At 41.7% G+C, this 21,509-nt stretch carries 19 protein-coding genes; 15 read left to right on the top strand and 4 right to left on the bottom strand.

Features of this window, described 5'->3' with window-relative positions; translation table 11 throughout:
- Positions 1 to 13 precede the first annotated feature (13 nt).
- The gene (locus BA70_RS10330; protein ID WP_034321648.1) at positions 14 to 1,552 is read left to right on the top strand and encodes a bifunctional GNAT family N-acetyltransferase/carbon-nitrogen hydrolase family protein; all 1,539 of its coding nucleotides are present in this window, start codon (positions 14 to 16) and stop codon (positions 1,550 to 1,552) included.
- 44 nt (positions 1,553 to 1,596) lie between these two features.
- Here BA70_RS10330 and BA70_RS10325 read toward each other — a convergent pair whose 3' ends face one another.
- Positions 1,597 to 2,013: a hypothetical protein gene (locus BA70_RS10325; protein WP_034321645.1), complete on the bottom strand. Its 417-nt coding sequence runs from the start codon at positions 2,011 to 2,013 to the stop codon at positions 1,597 to 1,599.
- Between the two features lie 166 nt (positions 2,014 to 2,179).
- Between BA70_RS10325 and BA70_RS10320 the strand changes: the two genes are divergently transcribed.
- The 12 genes from BA70_RS10320 (at position 2,180) to BA70_RS10265 (ending at position 17,066) form a co-directional block, all read left to right on the top strand.
- Positions 2,180 to 2,596: a VOC family protein gene (locus BA70_RS10320; RefSeq protein ID WP_034321642.1), complete on the top strand. Its 417-nt coding sequence runs from the start codon at positions 2,180 to 2,182 to the stop codon at positions 2,594 to 2,596.
- An 88-nt stretch (positions 2,597 to 2,684) separates the two neighbouring features.
- Positions 2,685 to 3,602: an AEC family transporter gene (locus tag BA70_RS10315; protein ID WP_034321639.1), complete on the top strand. Its 918-nt coding sequence runs from the start codon at positions 2,685 to 2,687 to the stop codon at positions 3,600 to 3,602.
- 28 nt (positions 3,603 to 3,630) lie between these two features.
- Positions 3,631 to 5,223 carry a PucR family transcriptional regulator gene (locus BA70_RS10310; protein WP_034321636.1) on the top strand — a complete coding sequence of 531 codons (1,593 nt, stop codon included), beginning with the start codon at positions 3,631 to 3,633 and terminating at the stop codon, positions 5,221 to 5,223.
- A 252-nt stretch (positions 5,224 to 5,475) separates the two neighbouring features.
- Positions 5,476 to 6,816, top strand: coding sequence for an aspartate aminotransferase family protein (locus tag BA70_RS10305; protein WP_034321633.1), 1,341 nt, complete (start codon positions 5,476 to 5,478; stop codon positions 6,814 to 6,816).
- A gap of 359 nt (positions 6,817 to 7,175) precedes the next feature.
- A complete protein-coding gene (locus BA70_RS10300) occupies positions 7,176 to 7,733 on the top strand; it encodes a glycerol-3-phosphate responsive antiterminator (RefSeq protein WP_034321630.1) in 558 nt (185 codons plus the stop codon).
- A gap of 215 nt (positions 7,734 to 7,948) precedes the next feature.
- Positions 7,949 to 8,764, top strand: coding sequence for an MIP/aquaporin family protein (locus tag BA70_RS10295; protein WP_034321628.1), 816 nt, complete (start codon positions 7,949 to 7,951; stop codon positions 8,762 to 8,764).
- Between the two features lie 15 nt (positions 8,765 to 8,779).
- Positions 8,780 to 10,276 carry a glycerol kinase GlpK gene (glpK, locus tag BA70_RS10290; protein ID WP_034321625.1) on the top strand — a complete coding sequence of 499 codons (1,497 nt, stop codon included), beginning with the start codon at positions 8,780 to 8,782 and terminating at the stop codon, positions 10,274 to 10,276.
- Positions 10,277 to 10,415: 139 nt separating this feature from the next.
- Complete coding sequence (gene glpD / locus BA70_RS10285; protein WP_034321623.1) at positions 10,416 to 12,077, top strand: glycerol-3-phosphate dehydrogenase; 1,662 nt, start codon at positions 10,416 to 10,418, stop codon at positions 12,075 to 12,077.
- Positions 12,078 to 12,235: 158 nt separating this feature from the next.
- A complete protein-coding gene (locus BA70_RS10280) occupies positions 12,236 to 13,981 on the top strand; it encodes a phospho-sugar mutase (protein ID WP_034321620.1) in 1,746 nt (581 codons plus the stop codon).
- Positions 13,982 to 14,137: 156 nt separating this feature from the next.
- Positions 14,138 to 15,283, top strand: coding sequence for a GAF domain-containing sensor histidine kinase (locus tag BA70_RS10275; protein ID WP_034321739.1), 1,146 nt, complete (start codon positions 14,138 to 14,140; stop codon positions 15,281 to 15,283).
- On the top strand, positions 15,280 to 15,930 hold the full coding sequence (locus BA70_RS10270) for a response regulator (protein ID WP_034321618.1): 651 nt from the start codon (positions 15,280 to 15,282) through the stop codon (positions 15,928 to 15,930). Before BA70_RS10275 ends, BA70_RS10270 begins: the two co-directional genes overlap by 4 nt.
- Positions 15,931 to 16,181: 251 nt before the next feature.
- Positions 16,182 to 17,066, top strand: coding sequence for a GNAT family N-acetyltransferase (locus BA70_RS10265; protein ID WP_034321616.1), 885 nt, complete (start codon positions 16,182 to 16,184; stop codon positions 17,064 to 17,066).
- Positions 17,067 to 17,101: 35 nt separating this feature from the next.
- On the opposite strand, the gene BA70_RS10260 is transcribed toward BA70_RS10265, so the two are convergent.
- The gene (locus BA70_RS10260) at positions 17,102 to 17,350 is read right to left on the bottom strand and encodes a YhdB family protein (RefSeq protein WP_024426598.1); all 249 of its coding nucleotides are present in this window, start codon (positions 17,348 to 17,350) and stop codon (positions 17,102 to 17,104) included.
- Positions 17,351 to 17,541: 191 nt separating this feature from the next.
- On the opposite strand from BA70_RS10260, the gene BA70_RS10255 reads away from it, so the two are divergent.
- The gene (locus tag BA70_RS10255) at positions 17,542 to 17,862 is read left to right on the top strand and encodes a YqzG/YhdC family protein (RefSeq protein WP_420834682.1); all 321 of its coding nucleotides are present in this window, start codon (positions 17,542 to 17,544) and stop codon (positions 17,860 to 17,862) included.
- A 173-nt stretch (positions 17,863 to 18,035) separates the two neighbouring features.
- Here BA70_RS10255 and BA70_RS10250 read toward each other — a convergent pair whose 3' ends face one another.
- Positions 18,036 to 19,511, bottom strand: coding sequence for a catalase (locus BA70_RS10250; RefSeq protein WP_034321610.1), 1,476 nt, complete (start codon positions 19,509 to 19,511; stop codon positions 18,036 to 18,038).
- Between the two features lie 158 nt (positions 19,512 to 19,669).
- Positions 19,670 to 20,101 (bottom strand): Rrf2 family transcriptional regulator, encoded by a 432-nt coding sequence (locus BA70_RS10245; RefSeq protein WP_034321607.1) that lies wholly within the window; start codon positions 20,099 to 20,101, stop codon positions 19,670 to 19,672.
- 183 nt (positions 20,102 to 20,284) lie between these two features.
- Here BA70_RS10245 and BA70_RS10240 point away from each other — a divergent pair, with 183 nt between their 5' ends.
- Entirely contained in the window at positions 20,285 to 21,484 is a 1,200-nt protein-coding gene (locus BA70_RS10240) for a globin domain-containing protein (RefSeq protein WP_034321605.1), read from the top strand.
- Positions 21,485 to 21,509 lie beyond the last annotated feature (25 nt).

Genomic DNA, 21,509 nt, shown 5'->3' with positions numbered 1-21,509 from the left:
GGGACAAAGACTCATGGCAGAAAAACTAGATTTAACGCGTTTTGAAAAAAGAATGGTGATCCGTAATATCAGGGAAGAAGATATCGACCGGATCATTGCGCTTCAAGAACTATGCTTTCCGGGCATGGACCCTTGGAAACGAGAGCATCTTGAAAGTCATCTCGAGCATTTTCCGGAAGGACAGTTTTGTGCGGAATTCGAGGGAGAAATCATTGGCTCTTGTTCAAGTTTATTAATTAACTTTGATGAATACGATGATCGGCACACTTGGCAGGACATTACAGATGATGGGTACATCACCAATCATAATCCCGATGGAATGAACATGTATGGAATTGAAGTGATGGTAAGTCCTGAGTATCGCCGCATGAAAATTGGTCATCGTTTGTATGAAGCTAGAAAAGATTTAGCGAGAAGATTAAATTTAAAAAGCATCATCATTGGTGGGCGCATCCCGAACTATCATAAATATCAAGAGGAAATGACGCCTCGCCAATATGTTGAGCAGGTGACGCTCCACCAAATTTATGATCCCGTTCTATCTTTTCAGCTGTTAAATGAATTTACTCTCATGCGGATCAATCCGAATTACTTGCCGGATGATAAAGCATCCAGCACATATGCGACGTTAATGGAATGGAACAATGTAGATTATCGTCCGCAATCGAAAAGATATTATAAATCGGCCTTCCCAGTTCGAATTTGTGTGATTCAATATGCGATGAAACAAATTCATTCCTTTGAGGAATTTATGAATCAGGTGGAGTATTACGTTGATGTTGCATCAGATGCATCGGCTGACTTTGCCGTTTTCCCGGAAATTTTCACGACACAGCTCATGTCTTATTTAGAAGAGCGATCACCAAGTCTTGCGGTACAACGGATCACGGAATATACCGAGGACTACATTAATTTGTTTACAGATCTCTCTGTGAAGTACAACATTAACATTATCGGTGGGTCCCACTTCGTTGAAGAGGAAGGGAAAATCTACAATATTGCCTATTTATTTAGACGTGATGGAACGATTGAAAAACAATATAAGCTTCACATTACACCGAATGAAAGAAAATGGTGGGGAATTTCAAGCGGTGACCAAGTCCGGGTATTTGATACGGACTGCGGCAAAATTGCGATCCAGATTTGCTACGATATTGAATTTCCTGAGCTTGCTCGGATTGCTGCTGACAAAGGAGCGAAAATTATTTTCACTCCGTTTTGTACAGAAGACCGCCAAGGCTATTTAAGAGTGCGCTACTGTGCGCAGGCTAGAGCGGTTGAAAATCAGATTTATACAGTCATCTCTGGAACTGTCGGAAATCTTCCGCAAACCGAAAATATGGATGTCCAATATGCACAATCTGCTATTTTTGCCCCTTCTGACTTTGAATTTGCAAGAGATGGGATTGTAGGAGAGTGTAATCCGAATATTGAAATGGTTGTCGTCGGTGATGTCGATTTAGAAATTTTAAGAAGACAGCGGCAAGATGGAACGGTACGTCAGCTGAAAGACCGAAGAAGAGACGTGTACCATATTGAATATAAGAAATAACCAAAACAAGCGCCCCGTTGTATGCGAGGCGCTTGTTTTTATGTTTACATTTTCTTTAACGACAATGTAGCAAAGTGAGCAAAGCTTTTGGCAGCTAAAAATGGAACACCAGATTTGACTAGAGATTGATAAATCGTTTTATCTACTTGTTTCCAAGTAAGAGTAGGCTCTTCTAACAGATTTTTCAAATCAGGTCCTACATGTTGATTGAAAAACTGTTCAAATTGTTCACGTTTTTCTTGTCCTGCAATCAATTCTAATTTTTGTAACCACTTATCTTGTTTTTGGAAAGAGAGTTCAATGTTTTGTTTAATTGTGTCAGTGACTGAAGGAAGCTGAAAATCACTCTGTGTTGTGACCTGTTCGTTTTGAATAGATGCAGCATCAGCTGTCTGTGTGAGTGGTGAAGCGAATAAAAGGACAGTAGTGGAGAGCACCAAAGATTTTGCGATTGTTTTCATTATGAAAACCTCCTAGTTTATTTTATATTGTGTTCGAGATTTATTATACATTTTTGTTAAAATAAGGTAATGAGTCTTGCCGCTTATTTTTTCATGTGACAAAGGGATGCCTAAGCAAAAGATGAATATACTGAAAGGAGATCATGAGTTCAAAAAGGAGAGGAACATGGGGCGACAATCGAAACATTTGTATATCAATTTGCCGGTAAAGCATGTAAAGGAATCAAGAGTTTTTTTTGAGCAACTGGGCTTTGACTTCCAACCGCAGTTTACAAATGATCAGGCCGCTTGTTTGGTCATTGACGACACGATCACCGTCATGCTGTTATCCCTTAAACATTTTCAATCCATTTCAGAGAAACAATTGGTCGATGCAAAGCAGGCATCTGAGGTGATTATCTCCATGCGGGTCGATTCAAGAGAAGAGGTTGATGAGTTGGTGGAGCAGGCAATTGCAGCAGGCGGTTCGCCGTTTAAGGAAAAGCAGGATCATGATTTCATGTATGGATGGAGCTTTCAGGATCTTGATGGTCATTTGTGGGAAGTGTTCTATATGGATGAGGAGAGAAGCGACCTTTCATAAGGGTGCTTCTTTTTTATTGTTTATCAGTGGTATGATAATGAGGAAGCAAAAGGAATAAGGTATTCATCTAGAGAAAAGTAGGTGCAGCATGGAGTTTTTACTTGTTTTAATGCCAGTGTTCGGCATTTTCCTCATAGGATATATCGGGCAGAAGGCAATTGGTTTTGACATACATACGCTCTCATCAATGTCTTTATACTTAATGTCACCATTTCTTGCGTTTGAAACTTTTTATCAAAACAAAGTGTCAATGGACTATGTGTACCTAGCCATTTTTGTCGTAGGGCTTTGCCTTTCACTTGTTTTATGTGTCTTCATTTTATCTCGTATTTATGGTTATTCGAATGAAACGTATTGTGCCATGATTCTGTCGTCAGCATTTATGAATAATGGAAATTACGGCACACCTGTTGTCCTGCTTGTCTTCGGAGCAGCAGGTTTAGATATTGCAATTGTGTTGATGGTTCTTCAGCAGCTTGTGATGAGTACAATCGGCATGTATTATGCGGCAAAGGGCGGAGAGGATGCGGGAGATCTAAAGGTCGTTTTGAAAAAAGTGCTGCGTATGCCGGTTGCTTATGGGGCACTCATCGGTCTATTATTTCAGCTGATTGACCTTTCATTACCTAAAGAGCTTATGACGGGTGTTCAGCTGGTTGGGGATGCAGCCATACCGACGATTATGCTCATTTTAGGCATGCAGCTGGCAGTGATTTCTTTTAAGCAAGTGGAGTATCGCCATATTTCCTATGCTGTGCTGCTAAAATTATTGATCTCACCACTGATCGCATTTGTCTTTACGCTCATTTTACCTGTAGATGATTTGGTAAAACAAATTATGGTCTTAGTTGCAGCCATGCCGACGGCAGCGAATACAACGCTGATGGCTGTACAATTTCGAACGAAGCCTGAGTTTGTGTCAAGCGCGACGTTTCTCAGTACAATCTTAAGTATCGTCACTTTACCTGTTTTATTATGGATTTTATCCAGGCACCCTCTGGGATAGGGGACGGCAAACAAAGGGGGATATATGAATGAATGCAGATGTTCATTTTCAAGTGCGTGATGTGTTAAAAACGAAGTATTTTACGCATGCGAAAGTATTAGCTGGGGAAAAGGGACTGTTTCGGCAAGTCAAATGGGTACATGTGTTAGAAGTGCCTGCTGTAGAGGATTTGTTAAATGGAGGCGAGCTTATATTAACAACGGCCGCAGGTTTTCATGATCAATTGGATGTATTTAAAGAGTTTTTAAGACAGCTGATTGACTCAGGTGCAGCTGGCTTGTGTATTGAATTTGTTCCGCTGCGCTTCGATGTGCCGGAAGAACTGATTGCCTATGCAGAAGAAAGGGATTTTCCCCTTATTCTGTTTACAAAAGAAGTGAAATTCGTCAACATTACACAGCATCTTCATACGATGATGATCGAGCGCCAGTATCAAATGATGGCCGACTTAGAAGCACTATCATCAAAGCTTAATGAGCTTTTATTGACCCCTCATCCGCAGATGGATATTTTAGATCAAGTGTATCAGCACTTAAGAGGAATTCTTTTACTCATACCCGTTCAAGGCGAGCCAATTATTTTATGTGATTCATCCAAACAAACTGAGGAGCTTGTCATGAATTATTTGCAGTATGCTTGCTTGCCAAAAGGGTATGAAGTGACTCAAAAACAAGTCCTCGCACTCAAACAAACATTTGCAGATCTTGTGCTCATTCATCAATCGAACTCACTTTCAGAATTTGAACTGCTCGTGATGGACAAGGGAGCGAATGCCCTTGCCCAGCAAACTTTAAGAGAGCTTTATACTGAAGAACTGAAGAAGACAAAAGAGAATGAATGGCTGCAAAAATGGTTCCAGGAGGAGCATGCAGAAAGAGACATTTTAGAGCATCTTGAAGAAACGGAAGGACTGAAAAAACCAACCGGCTGTGTGGTCATGCTCTTTCAAAAACATCATCAAATTGAAAAAATTGCAGGAAATCTTTACTTTCTCGTATCTTGCCGCTCCATCTTTCAACGTGCCGGTTTCCATCTGATCGCTTATGAGCATCAAGGACAAACCTTGTTTATTTTATTGAACACGAGAAAGGTAGAAGACTGGAAGGAGCGAGCAGAGAAGGCAGCAAATGAAATGAGGCAATTATATGATCGTGAGCAGCCTCGTGGGACCGTGATCAATTTTGGGATTGGTCAATATTGTGAGCAGTTTCAGCATATGAGAAAAAGCTTTCAAGCAGCAAAAGAAGTGCTCCATTTAAAAAAAGCAATGCCGCAGCGAGTGGAAAGCCCATTTTATCAAGATTTACATATGCTTCGGCTGATGCCGGTCATGAAAGAGAGCGGTTTACTAGAATGCTTGGTGAAAGAGTATTTAGAGCCGGTGATTTTATATGATAAGCAAAATAGCGGAAGGCTCTATCAAACGTTGAATATCTTTTTACAGACGAACGGTTCTAAAAAAGAAACCGCAAGCCAGCTCTATATTGTCAGGCAGACCCTTTATCATAGACTGGATAAACTGCATGCTTTGCTTGGAGAGGATATGATGCAGGCGCCGAAACGCCAGGCGCTTGAATTTGCGATTCTTGCTTATGAATTCCTGCAAGGAAATAGCCGTTAACAAGGTGTGTTAGATTTACCGAGGCATCAAGTAGAGTGTCTTATGGTTCTTTTCAATGAGTTGACGATCTGTCTAATGTAATAGGCCCTGCCCCTTTTTATAATGAAAGTAACGATTGGTTCTCTCTTACAGGCGGCCTTGTTTCAGTTTCATATGCCTCACTTTTCATCCATATAATGAATGGAGAGGCAATGTACTGGACCTGTCTAAGCTTCTTTAATGATGAAAACGGATACATGGGGGCGTGGGAAGATGAAAATACATGAGCAAGCTCAAAATCTTCAGGCAAAAGATGATCAGTTGATCTGGCATCATATGAAAGGGACAAACAAAGAAAATGAAAGCATGGTCATTCACGAGGCAGAAGGCGCATGGGTGACAGATATTCATGGGAATCGATATTTAGATGGGATGTCAGGCCTTTGGTGTGTAAATGCCGGATATGGCCGAAAAGAGCTTGCAGAAGCGGCGTATCAGCAATTAAATACGATGCCTTACTATCCGCTTACACAAAGCCATGTACCAGCTATTCAGCTGGCTGAGAAGCTCAATGAATGGCTTGGGGGTGACTATGTCATCTTCTTTTCCAACAGCGGTTCTGAAGCCAATGAAACCGCATTTAAGATCGCAAAACAATATCATGCGCAAAAGGGAGAGGGTACACGAACAAAATTCATCTCCCGATATCGATCGTATCATGGCAATACAGCAGCAGCTCTTGCTGCAACCGGTCAAGCGCAGCGTAAATATAAATATGAACCATTAGGGCAGGGCTTCATCCATGTCGCGCCACCTGATCTGTATCGGCACCCCGAGGACCAAGAGAATTTGGCAAGTGCTGCTGCGATTGATCAAGCGATGACATGGGAATTAAGTGAGACCATTGCTGGGGTCATCATGGAGCCGATTATTACGGGAGGCGGTATCCTAATGCCGCCAAAAGGGTATTTAAAGAAGGTCAAAGACATTTGTGAAGCTCATGGAGCGCTTCTCATTGTGGATGAAGTGATATGCGGCTTTGGCCGAACAGGAAAGCGGTTTGGTTTTATGCATGAGGAAGTGAAGCCAGATATTATTACAATGGCAAAGGGGATCACAAGCGGCTATTTACCGCTTTCTGCAACATGCGTCAAACGGGAAATCTATGAAGCCTATGCAGGAGAAGATACGTATGACCGGCTGCGTCATGTTAATACATTTGGCGGTCATCCTGCTTCCTGTGCGGTTGCAGTTGCCAACCTAAATATTATAGAAAACGAGCAATTAGTGGAACGATCTGACACACTTGGTCGAGACATGCTCGAACGTTTGCAAGAGTTAAAAGAACATCCATTTGTCGGTGATGTCAGAGGAAAAGGCTTGCTGTTTGGGATTGAGCTTGTGCAGGATCAGCAGTCAAAAAAGCCAGCTGATCCAAGTGTTGTCGGTCAATTGATTGCAGAATGTAAAAAACGCGGGCTGATCATCGGGAAAAATGGAGATACGGTCGCTGGCTATAATAACGTTGCGCAGCTCGCGCCGCCGCTCAATATCACAGATGAAGACGCCACATTTATCATTAATACAATAAAAGAAAGTATGGCGCAACTTTAGCAGAGAGACTTCTCTCTGTTTCAGATTGTTGACAAAGGGCTAAAATGATCTTTATTTTAGCCCTTTGTCTTCTTTTCAGCGTGATTGAAAACCTTTGAAGTCTAGGAAGGACGAGCACCGAAGCGGAGCGAATTTGACATTCGTGAGCACCGGAGCGCAGGACTGACACCGAATGCGAGGGTTTGTCTACACGCTGAGCAGAGAGACTTCTCTCTGCTTTTTTCTATGTAAGGCTAAAAGTTCTTTATTAAGTTGCTAGGTCGAATCGGCAATGGGCACACTAGGTGTATTGAAAAAAAGAAGAGATTCTATTACTGTAAGGGAAGGCTGAACCAATACATATTAGAAGGAGACGGCATATGAGTTTTCATGATCAACCCATTCTACCTGCTGTTCGCAATATGAAGCAATTTGAGGAATTTTTAAAAAGTCCATTTACATATGGAGTCTTACTTGATGTTCACTTAGGCCGGCTTAAGGGCATCATGAATGAGGCGAATGCCCATCACAAAAAAATGTTTGTCCATGTTGATCTTATTCACGGAATCAAGCATGATGAGTATGGAACGGAATTTATTTGTCAGGAAATGAAGCCAGCAGGTATTATTTCTACTAGGTCTTCTGTCATAGTAAAAGCCAAGCAGAAAAAAGTATATGCGATTCAGCGAATGTTTTTACTTGATACAAGTGCGATGGAAAAAAGCATGGAGTTTGTAGGGAAACATCGACCGGATTTTATTGAAGTATTGCCGGGTGTCGTGCCAGATTTAATTACAGAAGTGCGCGAAAGAACGGGAATACCAATATTTGCAGGGGGATTTATCCGAACAAAAGAAGACGTGGAAAGAGCACTTGAGGCCGGAGCAACAGCTGTGACGACATCGAATACAAACCTTTGGAAAGCATTCCAAAAGTGAAAAAGATAAAATGTGAAAATTGATTGACAACGTTTTCATCCTCTGATACTATAGCACTAAGTTAATATCATGTGATGGAGAAACGGAGATCCACAACAGCGCTTTACTAGGTGACAAATGACCCTGATGTAAAGTATGTTTGTTGTGGATCTTTTTTCTTTATCTTTTCTACACATTCATAGGGGATGGCAACTGAACCAGAGGAGGAATTTTTCATGACACCATTTTGGGGTGAAGTCGTAGGTACAATGCTGCTCATTATTTTTGGAGGCGGTGTGTGTGCGGCTGTAAATTTAAAGAAATCGCTCGCCTATCAGTCCGGCTGGATTGTAATCGCTTTCGGGTGGGGATTTGCAGTAGCCATTGCAGCTTATGCAACTGGTGGAATTAGCGGGGCTCATTTAAACCCGGCGCTGACAATTGGTCTTGCTCTAGAAGGAAGTTTTCCGTGGGCGGATGTTCCAATGTATATTGTCGGCCAAATGCTTGGCGCATTACTCGGAGCTATTATTGTCTTTTTACATTACTTACCGCACTGGAAAGCAACAGACGATCCAGGTGCAAAACTAGGTGTATTCTCAACTGGTCCTGCGATTCCGCATACCTTTGCAAACGTACTCAGTGAAGTCATCGGTACATTTGTATTGGTTCTAGGAATCTTAGCGATTGGTGCAAATAAATTTGCAGACGGAGTAAATCCGCTGATTGTTGGTTTCTTAATTGTAGCGATTGGTCTTTCTTTAGGTGGAACAACTGGTTATGCAATCAACCCTGCACGTGATTTAGGTCCGAGAATTGCACATGCAATTCTGCCGATTCCAGGCAAAGGTCCATCGAATTGGAAATATGCATGGGTTCCTGTTGTTGGTCCAATTTTAGGCGGTGCATTTGGCGGTGTTTTCTACAATGCAGCCTTTAAAGCGAATGTCACTCCAGCCTTTTGGATTGTAAGCGTTATTTTAGTTGTGGTATTGTTAGGACTCTATTTCTCTACGAAAAACCAAACAAATGCTGTAAATGAAAGTATGTAAGGGGAGGAAAACACCATGGCAAAAGAAAAATATATTCTCGCATTAGATCAAGGGACAACAAGCTCAAGAGCAATCTTATTTGATCAAGAAGGTAAAATTGCACATACATCACAGAAAGAATTTAATCAATATTTTCCGAACCCTGGCTGGGTAGAACATAATGCAAACGAAATTTGGAGCTCTATTCTATCTGTTATTTCAACCGCTTTAATTGAATCTGGCATTGAAGCAGATCAAATTGCGGGTATTGGAATTACGAACCAGCGTGAAACAGCTGTTGTTTGGGATAAACATACAGGCGCACCAGTTTATAATGCAATTGTTTGGCAGTCTAGACAAACGTCTGGCATTTGTGAAGAGTTAAAAGCTCAAGGGCACAATGAGACGTTTAGAAATAAAACAGGTCTTCTCATCGATGCTTATTTCTCAGGCACAAAAGTGAAATGGATTTTAGACAATGTAGAAGGTGCCCGTGAGAAAGCAGAAAATGGCGACTTACTGTTTGGCACAATCGATACATGGCTCATTTGGAAAATGACAGGCGGAAAATCACACGTTACAGATTATTCCAATGCGTCAAGAACGTTAATGTTCAACATCTACGATCTGAAATGGGACGAAGAATTACTTGATATCCTAGACGTACCTGCTTCTATGCTTCCAGAGGTCAAACCATCTTCACACGTTTATGGTGAAACGACGGACTATCACTTCTTCGGTAAAAATATCCCGATCGCAGGAGCAGCGGGAGACCAGCAGTCTGCTTTATTCGGTCAGGCTTGCTTTGAAGCGGGAATGGCGAAGAACACATATGGTACAGGATGTTTCATGTTGATGAATACAGGGGAAAAAGCCATTAAGTCGGATCATGGTTTATTAACGACGATTGCATGGGGTATTGACGGTAAAGTTGAATATGCTTTAGAAGGAAGTATTTTCGTTGCCGGTTCAGCGATTCAGTGGCTACGTGATGGACTGAGAATGTTTAAAGACTCAAAAGACAGCGAAGCTTATGCAAAGCGTGTCGAGTCAACAGATGGTGTATATGTCGTTCCAGCATTCGTTGGTCTAGGCACACCATACTGGGACAGTGATGTAAGAGGCGCTGTATTCGGATTAACACGCGGTACTTCTAAAGAGCACTTTGTCCGTGCAACGTTAGAATCACTTGCTTATCAAACGAAAGATGTTTTAGATGCGATGGAAAAGGATTCAAACATCTCATTAAAAACTTTGCGTGTTGATGGCGGAGCTGTGAAGAATGACTTCTTAATGGGCTTCCAAAGTGATTTGCTGGATGTACCAGTAGAACGTCCAGAAATTAATGAAACGACGGCACTCGGTGCGGCCTATCTTGCGGGAATAGCAGTTGGCTTCTGGAACGACCGTTCAGACATTGCAAAACAATGGAACCTTGACAAGCGCTTTGAACCGAAGATGGAAGAGGACAGCCGTGACTCGTTATACAGCGGGTGGAAAAAGGCTGTAAAAGCAGCTCAAGCTTTCAAATAAACAAAAAGTATGGTATACTTCAAGTAAGTTAATAGAACGGTTGGAGAACTGGAGAGACCGCAGGCACCGAAGTGTAGAAATACGCTTTGGGTGTTTGCGGTCTCTTTTTCTTTACCGTACAACATGGGAGGAACAAGAGATGACTTTTTCTAGCTTAGAAAGAGAACAAATACTGCACGAAATGACAAAAAAACCATATGATGTGTTTATCATTGGTGGGGGTATTACAGGCGCCGGTACAGCACTTGATGCGGCTTCACGCGGGATGCGTGTTGGTCTTGCAGAAATGCAGGATTTTGCGGCAGGTACGTCTAGCCGCTCAACGAAACTCGTGCACGGCGGACTTCGTTATTTAAAACAATTTGAAGTGAAGATGGTGGCAGAGGTCGGTAAAGAACGTGCCATTGTATATGAAAATGGTCCGCATGTGACAACGCCAGAATGGATGCTTCTTCCGATGCATAAAGGTGGTACATTTGGTAAGTTTTCAACATCAATTGGTCTAAGAGTGTATGACTTTTTAGCTGGAGTCAAGCATGGCGAACGCAGAAGCATGCTAAGTGCGAAAGAAACACTTGCAAAAGAACCGCTTGTGAAAAAGGACGGCTTAAAAGGCGGCGGCTACTATGTTGAATACCGTACAGATGATGCACGCCTCACAATTGAAGTGATGAAAGAGGCAGTGAAATTCGGTGCAGAAGCTGTCAACTATGCGAAAGTAAAAGAATTTATCTATGATAAAGGTAAAGTTGTCGGCGTTGTCATTGAAGATGTCATGACGCATAAAACATATGATGTGTATGCGAAGAAGATTGTCAATGCGACAGGTCCGTGGGTAGATCAGCTAAGAGACAAGGATCATTCAAAAGAAGGGAAACACTTACAGCATACAAAAGGAATTCACTTAGTATTCGACCAATCGGTTTTCCCATTAAAACAAGCGATCTATTTCGACACGCCTGACAAACGCATGGTCTTTGCGATTCCAAGAGAAGGCAAAACGTACGTTGGAACAACAGACACAGTGTATAAAAAACAGCTTGAACATCCACGTATGACCAAAGCAGATCGTGATTATGTCATTCAAGCGATCCAGTACATGTTCCCAGACCTCAACATTACGGAAAAAGATGTTGAATCCAACTGGGCCGGTCTTCGTCCGCTCATTCATGAAGAAGGAAAAGATCCTTCAGAAATTTCTCGTAAGGATGAGGTATGGACATCATCTTCAGGTTTGATCACAATTGCTGGTGGTAAATTAACAGGCTACCGCAAAATGGCTGAGCACATTGTGAACCTTGTACGTGATGGACTCAAAGAAGAGACTGGCAAAGATTACGGACCATGTAAAACCAAACATATGCCAATTTCAGGTGGGCATGTAGGCGGATCTAAAAATATGGCGTCCTTTGTTCAAGCGAAAACGGCAGAAGGAGCATCCGTTGGTTTAACAGAACCGATTGCTCAAAAACTAGCTGAAAAATACGGCTCAAACGTCAGCAGTGTCTTCAAGCGTGTAGAGCAGCTTCAAGGTGAAGCGGACAAACGAAATATTCCAGCGTATGTACTGGCAGAGCTTGTCTATGCGATCGAAGAAGAACTAGCCGCTACACCTGTCGATTTCTTCTTAAGAAGAACAGGAAGCCTATTATTTAATATCAACTGGGCAAAAAAATATGCACAGCCTGTCGTTGACTATATGGCAGATCGCTTTGGCTGGGATGAAGCGACAAAACAAAAACATCAAACTGAATTAGATCAACTATTCCATGAAGCAGTCGTACCGCTTGATGCCGAATAAGAGAAAAAGCCGATCGTGCATCGGCTTTTTTTATTGTTTTTTTTCTATTTGTTCATCGTTTTTTCATATGTTAATGATATAACATGACATGAAGGGTAATTCCATATAAAATAACAGTAGATGTTATGAAATTGATGATAAGAACTGGGAGGATGACCATGAGTTGGAATACGAATTATGAGCGATGGATCAATGAGAAGCACCTGGATACTGAACTAAGGGAATGGCTAGAGGCGCATCGAGATGATCATCAAGCTCTTGAAGACTGCTTCTACAAAAACCTTGAGTTCGGCACTGGAGGCATGCGCGGGGAGATTGGTGCAGGCACGAACCGAATGAACGTCTACACTGTTCGTAAAGCATCAGCAGGTCTTGCTGCGTATATTGCGAAACATGGAGAAGATGCAAAAAGAAGAGGCGTCGCCATTGCATATGATTCACGCCATAAATCGCCTGAATTCGCGATGGAAGCAGCGAAAGCGCTTGCTTCACATGGCATTCAAACGTATGTATTTGACGAACTGCGTCCGACACCAGAACTCTCCTTTGCTGTTCGGGAGCTAAATGCATTTGCTGGTATCGTCGTGACAGCAAGTCATAATCCACCAGAATATAATGGCTATAAAGTATATGGAGAAGATGGCGGCCAGCTGCCTCCATTTGAAGCAGATCAGGTTATTAAAGAAGTAGATGCCATTGAAAATGAACTGGCGATTCCAGTAAAATCAGAAGAAATATTAAAACAAAATGGGCTCATTAACATGATCGGAGAAGAAATTGATCATGCTTATATTGAAAAATTAAAAACCATCAGTGTGCACCCTGAGCTTGCAGATGAAGTCGATGTCAAAGTGGTGTTTACTCCGCTTCATGGAACAGCCAATCACCCTGTCCGAAATGGGCTAAAGGCTCTTGGCTATCAGCATGTGACCGTTGTTCCTGAACAAGAAAAGCCAGATCCACAATTCTCGACGGTGACATCGCCAAATCCAGAGGAGCATGCAGCGTTTGAGTATGCGATCAAGCTTGGTGAACAGCAGAATGCCGATATCCTCATTGCAACTGATCCAGATGCAGATAGGTTAGGCATTGCGGTGAGAGATCACGAGGGAGAATTTACAGTCTTAACAGGCAATCAAACAGGAGCGCTGTTGCTTCATTATTTATTGTCTGAAAAACAAAAGCTGGGTCTGCTGCCGCCTCGTCCAGTTGTGATGAAAACCATTGTCACAAGTGAACTTGGGCGTGCTGTCGCATCAGCATTTGGTGCTGACACCATTGACACTCTCACTGGTTTTAAATTTATTGGAGAAAAGATTAAGCAATTTGAAGAGAGCGGAGAATACACGTTTCAATTTGGCTATGAAGAGAGCTATGGCTATTTGATCGGTGACTTTGCCCGAGATAAAGATGCGGTGCAAGCGGCGCTGTTAGCCGTTGAAGTCGCTGCCTTCTATAAAAAACAAGGCAAGTCATTGTACGATGCCCTTGTCGATATTTTCAAGGAGTTTGGATTTTACCGCGAAGGGTTGAAGTCATTAACCTTGAAAGGTAAAGAAGGAGCTGAGCAGATTTCAGCAATCCTCCATACCTTTAGAACAAATCCGCCAGCTGCCATCGCAGGTCAGCGCATTACGGTCATTGAGGACTACCAATCAAGTCAAAGACATCTCGTGACAGAAAAGAAAGAAGAAACAATTCACCTGCCGGCATCAAACGTGCTGAAATATTTCCTTGAGGATGGCTCATGGTTCTGCTTAAGACCTTCTGGTACCGAACCTAAAGTGAAATTTTATATTGCAGTTAAAGGCTCATCTTTAACAGATAGCGAAGAAAAGCTGAAGCATTTATCAGAAGAAGTAATGAAAGTCGTTTATGATATTGTTGAAGAAACAGCTAAATAAAGCAACTAAAAAAGCCATCGTGTAAATGCATGATGGCTTTTTTCTCAGCCAAAAGGATGAGAAGAAATCATCCTTTTTGAGAAAGAGCCAAAAGGGTGCGCATGGTATAATCAACATAATGATAAGAGGATGCAGCTAATGCCGGGGGTAAACAGCATGGGAGAATACAAAGAGAAGGTTAAAACATTAAAAACGTTAAAAGAAATTGCTGAAAAGTTAAATGAAGGCATGGAAATGAAAGACACGCTTCATGAAGTACTCCATATGCTTATGGATGTCACAGGCTTTCAGACAGCATGGATTTATTTTATAGAAGAAGACGGCTCGTATGAACTGATGGCAGAGGTATCCTTACCTGAAGCACTCGCAAAGCACCAAAAGCAATTGATGTGTCAAAACGACTGTTATTGCATCAACCGATACACAAAAGGGTCACTGCAATCAGCCACCAATATCATCAACTGTAAACGGATTGAAACGGCCATCGAGCAAAATCTTGGGAATACGGAAGGAATTACACATCATGCGACAGTACCACTCAAAGCGTGTAAGCGCACGTTCGGTTTATTAAATGTGGCTGCAAAAGGAAAAGTCACATTTGCGCAAGAAGAGCTGAATTTGCTTGAAAGCATTGCACTTCAAATTGGCACTGCCATTCAGCGGATGAAGCTTGTACAAAACGAACAGCAGCATGCACTCTTAGAAGAAAGAAACCGGCTTGCGCAGGATTTACATGATTCTGTCAACCAAATGCTGTTTTCAGTGAGTCTCACTGCAAAGGCTGCCCGTCAAATGACAAACGATCAGAATTTAGGGGAAATGATTGATTTTATTCAGCATTTATCACAAGATGCCCTCATTGAAATGCGGTCACTCATTTGGCAGCTAAGACCAAGAGGACTTGAAAAAGGATTTACGACAGCGATTGAAGAGTACGCACAGCTCTTAGGATTAAACTGTACATTATCTTTATCAGGCTGTATGGAGATGGATCATTCGCGGCATGAGGCTTTGTTTCGCGTATGTCAAGAAGCACTGAATAATTGTCAAAAACATGCGGAAGTAGAGGAAGTCGAGGTCAAACTCGAGCAATCGGCAGACACGTTTGAGATGGAAATCATCGACCGTGGAAAAGGATTTCAGTATGACGAGCAAATGAGCCTTCCTTCACTTGGGCTGAAAGGGATGGCTGACCGCATCCGAAGAATAGGTGGTACATTTTGTATTGATTCTGAGCTAGGTCAAGGAACCAAGATTCATGTGAAAGTGCCATTTTCTCAAGAAAGGAAGGGGTCGTCATGAGAGTAGTTATTGCAGATGATCATCATATTGTGAGAAAAGGGCTGGTGTTTTTCTTGCAAACACAGCCTGATGTGAACATCGTTGGTGAGGCATCCAATGGAGAAGAGGCGCTTAAAGTTGTCAAACAGACGCAGCCTGACATTGTCTTAATGGACCTCTCAATGCCTGTGATGAATGGCATTGAGGCAACGAAACAAATGATGCTAGAAATGCCGGATACACGCATTGTGATCCTGACAAGCTATGCGGATAAAGATTATGTCATACCAGCCATTCAAGCAGGGGCGAAAGCCTATCAGCTCAAGGATGTAGCGCCAGAAAAACTGCTCACGACAATGATCGAAGTGCAAAATGGCACCTATCAATTAGATGGTCATATCACAACCTTTCTTGTGCAGCATCTGACAGAACCAAAAGAGCAAAAATGGGCACTGATGAACGAGCTGACCAATAGAGAACGAGATGTCCTATTTGAAATTGCAAAGGGTAAAAGCAACAAAGAAATCGCCTCAGCGCTGTTTATTTCTGAAAAGACTGTCAAAACGCACGTATCTCATGTATTATCAAAGCTAGAGCTGGCAGATAGAACCCAAGCGGCTCTTTATGCAGTGGATTATCAAAAAAATCAGCCAAAAGAGCTGCTATGATCGAAGGGAATTTAGTCGTTATGCTAAAACTTTTAAGCGCACATTCAGTTCAATGAATTGAATAAAAAAGAGCACTAATATTGGTTTATTTGGAGTGCCCTTTTGCGTGAAAAGAGAAGCATGTACAGTCTAATTGATAGGAGCAAAACAAAAAAGACTTGATGAGTGTATTCTCATTGAGTCTTTTTTTATTTTGTAGGAGGTGATGAGTCGATCGATTACAGGAAAATCTAAAATGGGAGGAAACAAAAGTGGAGACATATGAATTAGTGAGCGATTATCGCGATGATGACAAATTGAAAGAGAGTTTTAATGCGTTAGCGATCAACACATTTGATTTGGATTTTAGAGACTGGTACGAGAGAGGGTACTGGGATGAAAAATATATTCCTTATTCCTTTGTACATAACGGGAAAGTGGTCTCAAACGCCTCTGTATATCTCATGTCAGTGATCATTGATGGTCAAACGTATCGAGCTGTTCAAATTGGTACCGTCATGACAGATCAAGCCTACCGCCACAAAGGATTGGCGACAAAGTTAATGCAGCATATTATGGACACGTATGAAAATCACTGTGATGTGATGTTTCTTTTTGGCAATGAAACCGTGCTGAATTTTTACCCGAAGTTTGGCTTTACCCGTTATTACGAAAGTGAGTTTAGCCTGGATATCAGCAAAAGCACCATTCAAATGAAAAAGGATGAGCGCATCAAGCAGCTGACACTTGAACACGATCTGCCATTACTTGAACAGTTCGCAGAAAAACGTCAATCTTACTCAATGAAGATGGATGCCCAGGATCATGGCAGCTTGTTGATGTTTTATTTTACATTAGTATGGCCGGATGCCATCTTTTATATTGAAGCATTAGATACAATTGTGCTTATGAATGAAGAAAATGAAACCATGCATGTGTACGATATCATCTCGCTTATAACGCCAAATATTGAGGAAGTTGTAGCAAGCATTGTAAAGGAGACGACGGAAAAAGTGATCTTTTATTTCACGCCTGATGCTTCAATTGAAGGCGTACATGCGGTCACGACCCCAAATGACGAGGATGCACTGTTTATTTTAAATAAAGACGCTTGGTTAAATGGCCACTTTATGTTTCCAATCACAGCACACTGCTAAATGTATGTAAAAAGGCTGAAGATCAGCCTTTTTCTTTATGTGTACATCGGTTGTGAATAAACTTCAGAAGCAGCAGCCTCTGAAGCATGGTCAATGTACTGCAGGAGCCCGTATAAACATTTTTCAACATCTGCATCGTTTCGGTTAAATTGATACGCATGTAAGAAATGCTCAATACGTTTCGAGAGCAAATCATCTTGCGTACGTACCATAAGAATAAGTAAATTATCCCATTGCGAGCGATGCGTATAATAAAGTGCCTTATCATAATCCGCCACATTCATGAAACCTTCTCCTTTCCCTTGAGAAGTCCTCATTAGTTTGCTCGGATCATATCGACTTTTTCAGGGGAAAAGTTGGTGTCCGCATGAATCGCGTACCGGAAATTATAGGCTGAATAAATGCTTCATGTATGAAAAAGGGTCGTTCAGCAAAACCTAATCAAAATATACATGAAAGTGAGATCAATGATATCATGCAGCCGAAATTGTGGATGCTTTTTACAGCAGGAATGGTTTTGCTCGGCAGTCTCATGGTCCATCCTGCATCAAAAGCAGCGGTCCAGCCCGTTGAAAATTGGGAAAGACTTGCTTATACAGCATTGCAAGATGAATATGAAGGCGCCGCTTTAAACGACTATCATTACATTGGACGAACAAAAGTAAATGATGAACAGACAAAAGATGTATTTCGCGTGACTGTGAAGGAAGGATCGACCCTTTTTGCAGCACACGCAGAAATTTATTTTCACCCGGTGACGGGTCATTTGATTAGTATTAACGTGTTTCGCTTATAAAAAAGCACCTCTTATCAAAAGAGGTGCTCAGCGTGTAGACAAACCCTTGCATTCGGTGTCAGGTTCCGGTGATTGTCCTTCCTAGACTACAAAGGTTTTCTATCACGCTGAAAAGAAGACAAAGGGCTAAAATGAAGATCATTTTAGCCCTTTGTCAAACAATACGAATTCAATTATTTCATGTTTCCTTGAAGATATGAGCGAATATCCACACCGAGTGAATCCGCTAAACGCTGTCCGTAATCTTCATCTGCACGATAGAAATTGCAGATCGCAAGTAATTTCGTTTTTTCATTTACACCTTTGAGATCAGCTGTTAGGTTTTTGATCAATGCTTGTTTCTCTTCATCAGAGTAGCTTCGATATTTTTCCCCAGCTTGTTTGAAATCGTTCGGTTTTTCGATTTTTTGTCTCACCATACGGTCACCATGAAGAACAGGTTCACTTTCTTTGTAGTGAGGGTTTTCTTTTGGCTGATCATCGTAACGGTTTGGTTCATAGTTAATATGACCGCTTGGACGAGTCGTTGTCATAAAGCCATCCTGTTGGTTATTGTGCACAGGTGCATAAGGGCAGTTGACCGGAATGCGCATGTAGTTCGCACCAAGACGGTGACGCTGCGTGTCTGGATATGAGAACAGACGACCTTGAAGCAGTTTATCTTCAGACGCTTCAATTCCTGGAACCAGTGCACTTGGCGTGAAAGCAGATTGTTCTGTTTCAGCAAAGAAATTTTCAGGATTGCGGTTGAGTGTCATGCGTCCTACTTTTTGAAGCGGGTAATCTTCCTCGCTCCACGTCTTTGTTGAATCACATGGATCATAATCAAGTTCATCATAATCGCTAAGCGGCATAAGCTGAACATATAAGTCCCATGCTGGATAGTTGCCTTTTTCAATGCGATCAAAAAGATCTCTTGTCGCATGCTGGAAATCGTTTGCTTGAATTTCTGCTGCTTCTTCCATGGATAAATTGCGAATACCTTCTGATGGTTTCCAGTGATATTTCACATATTTGGTTTCCCCATATTTGTTTACCCATCTAAACGTATGGACACCGGAACCGCGCATTTCTGCGAAGTTCGCAGGGATTCCTTCGTCTGAGAATAGCCATGTGAGCATATGAGTCGATTCTGGTGTTAAGGTCATAAAATCCCAATAACGGTCAGGATCTTGGATATTGGTTACAGGATCTGGCTTGAGAGAGTGAACCATATCAGGGAACTTCAATGCATCTCGAATAAAGAAGATCGGCAAGTTGTTACCAACCAAATCGTAGTTGCCTTCTTCTGTATAAAATTTGACAGCGAAGCCGCGCGGGTCACGTAATGTTTCAGGTGAACCTTTAGGGTGAATAACCGTTGAGAAACGAACAAAAACGTCTGTCTGTTTTCCTTCTTCACTTAAGAAGGCTGCTCTTGTATGTTTCTCCATGCTATTTTCTACTTCAAACACACCATAAGCACCGGCGCCTCTTGCATGAACGACACGCTCTGGAATACGTTCACGGTCAAAGTGTGCAAGCTTTTCAATCAAATGGTAATCATCTAGAAATGATGGTCCGCGGTGACCAGCTGTTCTTGAGTTTTGGTTATCGCCAACAGGCACGCCCTGATTCGTCGTCAAATTTTTATGATTTGAATTTGTCATTGTTTTTTCCTCCTGTAAACAAAAAATGGTTTCTAGCAATCTATATACCCTAATTATATTGAATCAAACATGATAGTCAATATTTATTTATAATAATTTTAATTAAATTATTATTACAATGAGGTAAAGAAAAAGACGAAAGAATAAAATTCTTCCGTCTAAAGCAGGAGCTCTCTTAGAGCATCTTTGTTTTGTGTTAAATCTTTTAATGTGTATTGGTCTAGAACATGTAAATAAGCAGTGAGTGCTTCGTGAAGTACGTGCTTTAATGAACAAATCGGGGAGATGATACAACTGTTTTTCTTTGGATCAAAGCATTCGACCATGACTAAGTCTTCCTCTGTATAGCGGACAACTTCCCCAATGTTAATGCTTTCTGGGCTTTTCCCCAGCCTAATTCCACCATTTCTCCCGCGGATTGTTTCCACATACCCACGTTTTCCAAGATGGTAAATCACCTTCGTTAGATGATTTTTAGAAATGCCATAAATATCGGCAATCTGCTGAATATTTGACAGTTCATTGTTGTCTCTTGACGCTAAATAAATGAGTACCCTTAATGAGAAATCTGTATAATTCGTAAGTTTCATTTTGACGACCTCTAAACCTAATAGAGTTTTGTATCATCGTAACACATTTTAGACAAGAACTGGTCGAGAAAGTTTTAAATGTTACAACATTTAAAACATGTATTATAAATATTGCTTTTATAAGCTGTCATCCATTACGATAAAGATGTATTTAAAATACATCTTTCGAAAGAAGGAATAACGATGTTATCCACAGGTCAAATGAACGCTATTCAACAATCAGCCCCTCTACTAAAAGCCGAGGGAACAAAACTTGTGACTGTTTTTTATCAAAATATGATCAGGCAGCACCCAGAGCTTCTCAATCAGTTTAATAAAACGAACCTCATGAACGGAAGTCAGCCAGAGGCGCTTGCTGCGACATTATATCAAGCTGCACTGCACATTGATCGATTAGAAGAATTGCTTCCTGCGGTGAAACAAATTGCCCATAAGCATGTCAGCGTCATGGTGAAAAAAGAGCAGTATCCGATTGTCGGGCATCACCTCATTGAAGCGATGAAAGAAGTGTTTGGATTAAATGAGCAGGATGACACATTATTGGCGTGGAAGGCTGCATATGACATCATTGCGAATATATTTATCGCGATTGAAGCAGAAATGATGGATGAAAATGTGAAGCAAAAAGGCGGATGGGCAGATGTCAAACCGTTTGTCATCAAGAAAAAGAAACAAGAATCTCCAGCGCTTATCTCCTTTTATTTAGTACCAGAAGATGAATCAGAGCTTCCAATGTATGAAGCGGGTCAATACATTACTGTGCAGGCAGATATGCCGGGCGAAGCCTATGTGTGCAGCAGACAATACAGCTTATCAGATCAATATCACCCGTCTTATTACCGCATCACAGTAAAGCGCGATGGTCATGTGTCCACATTCTTGCATGATGAAATGGAAGAAGGGGACGTTCTTCAAGTGAGTATGTCGCAGGGAACGTTCTGCTTGCAAGAAGATACAAAAGAGCCCGCTTATTTCATCAGTGCCGGTTCCGGTGTCACACCAATGATTGGTTTAGTGAAAACAGCAGCTCACCGCAATCAACCGTTTACGATGATTCATGCAGACCGATTAGAGGATGTAACCGCTTTTGAAAAAGAGTTTGAAAGCGTTCTAGCTTCATCTTCCCATGGTCGCATCATCCTATGTAACGAGCAATTTGAACAGTCCGGAAAGGGCGGGCTGGTTGAGAAGGCGGCTTGCCGGATTGACCGTCCAATCCTTCAATCAGTGATGAGAGAAGGAAAAGGCCAATTTTATCTATGCGGTTCTCCGACATTTACACAGGAGATGATCCATATCCTAAAAGAGATGGGAATTCCAGAACAGAATATACATTTCGAATCATTCGGCGGGCAGTCCATGAAAGAAATGGAAGTTGTCTAAACGAATGGCGGAACATCATGTTTTT

This window comes from Bacillus zhangzhouensis (assembly GCF_000715205.1).
Lineage (GTDB): Bacteria > Bacillota > Bacilli > Bacillales > Bacillaceae > Bacillus > Bacillus zhangzhouensis.
This window is presented reverse-complemented; position numbering and strand designations above follow the sequence as displayed.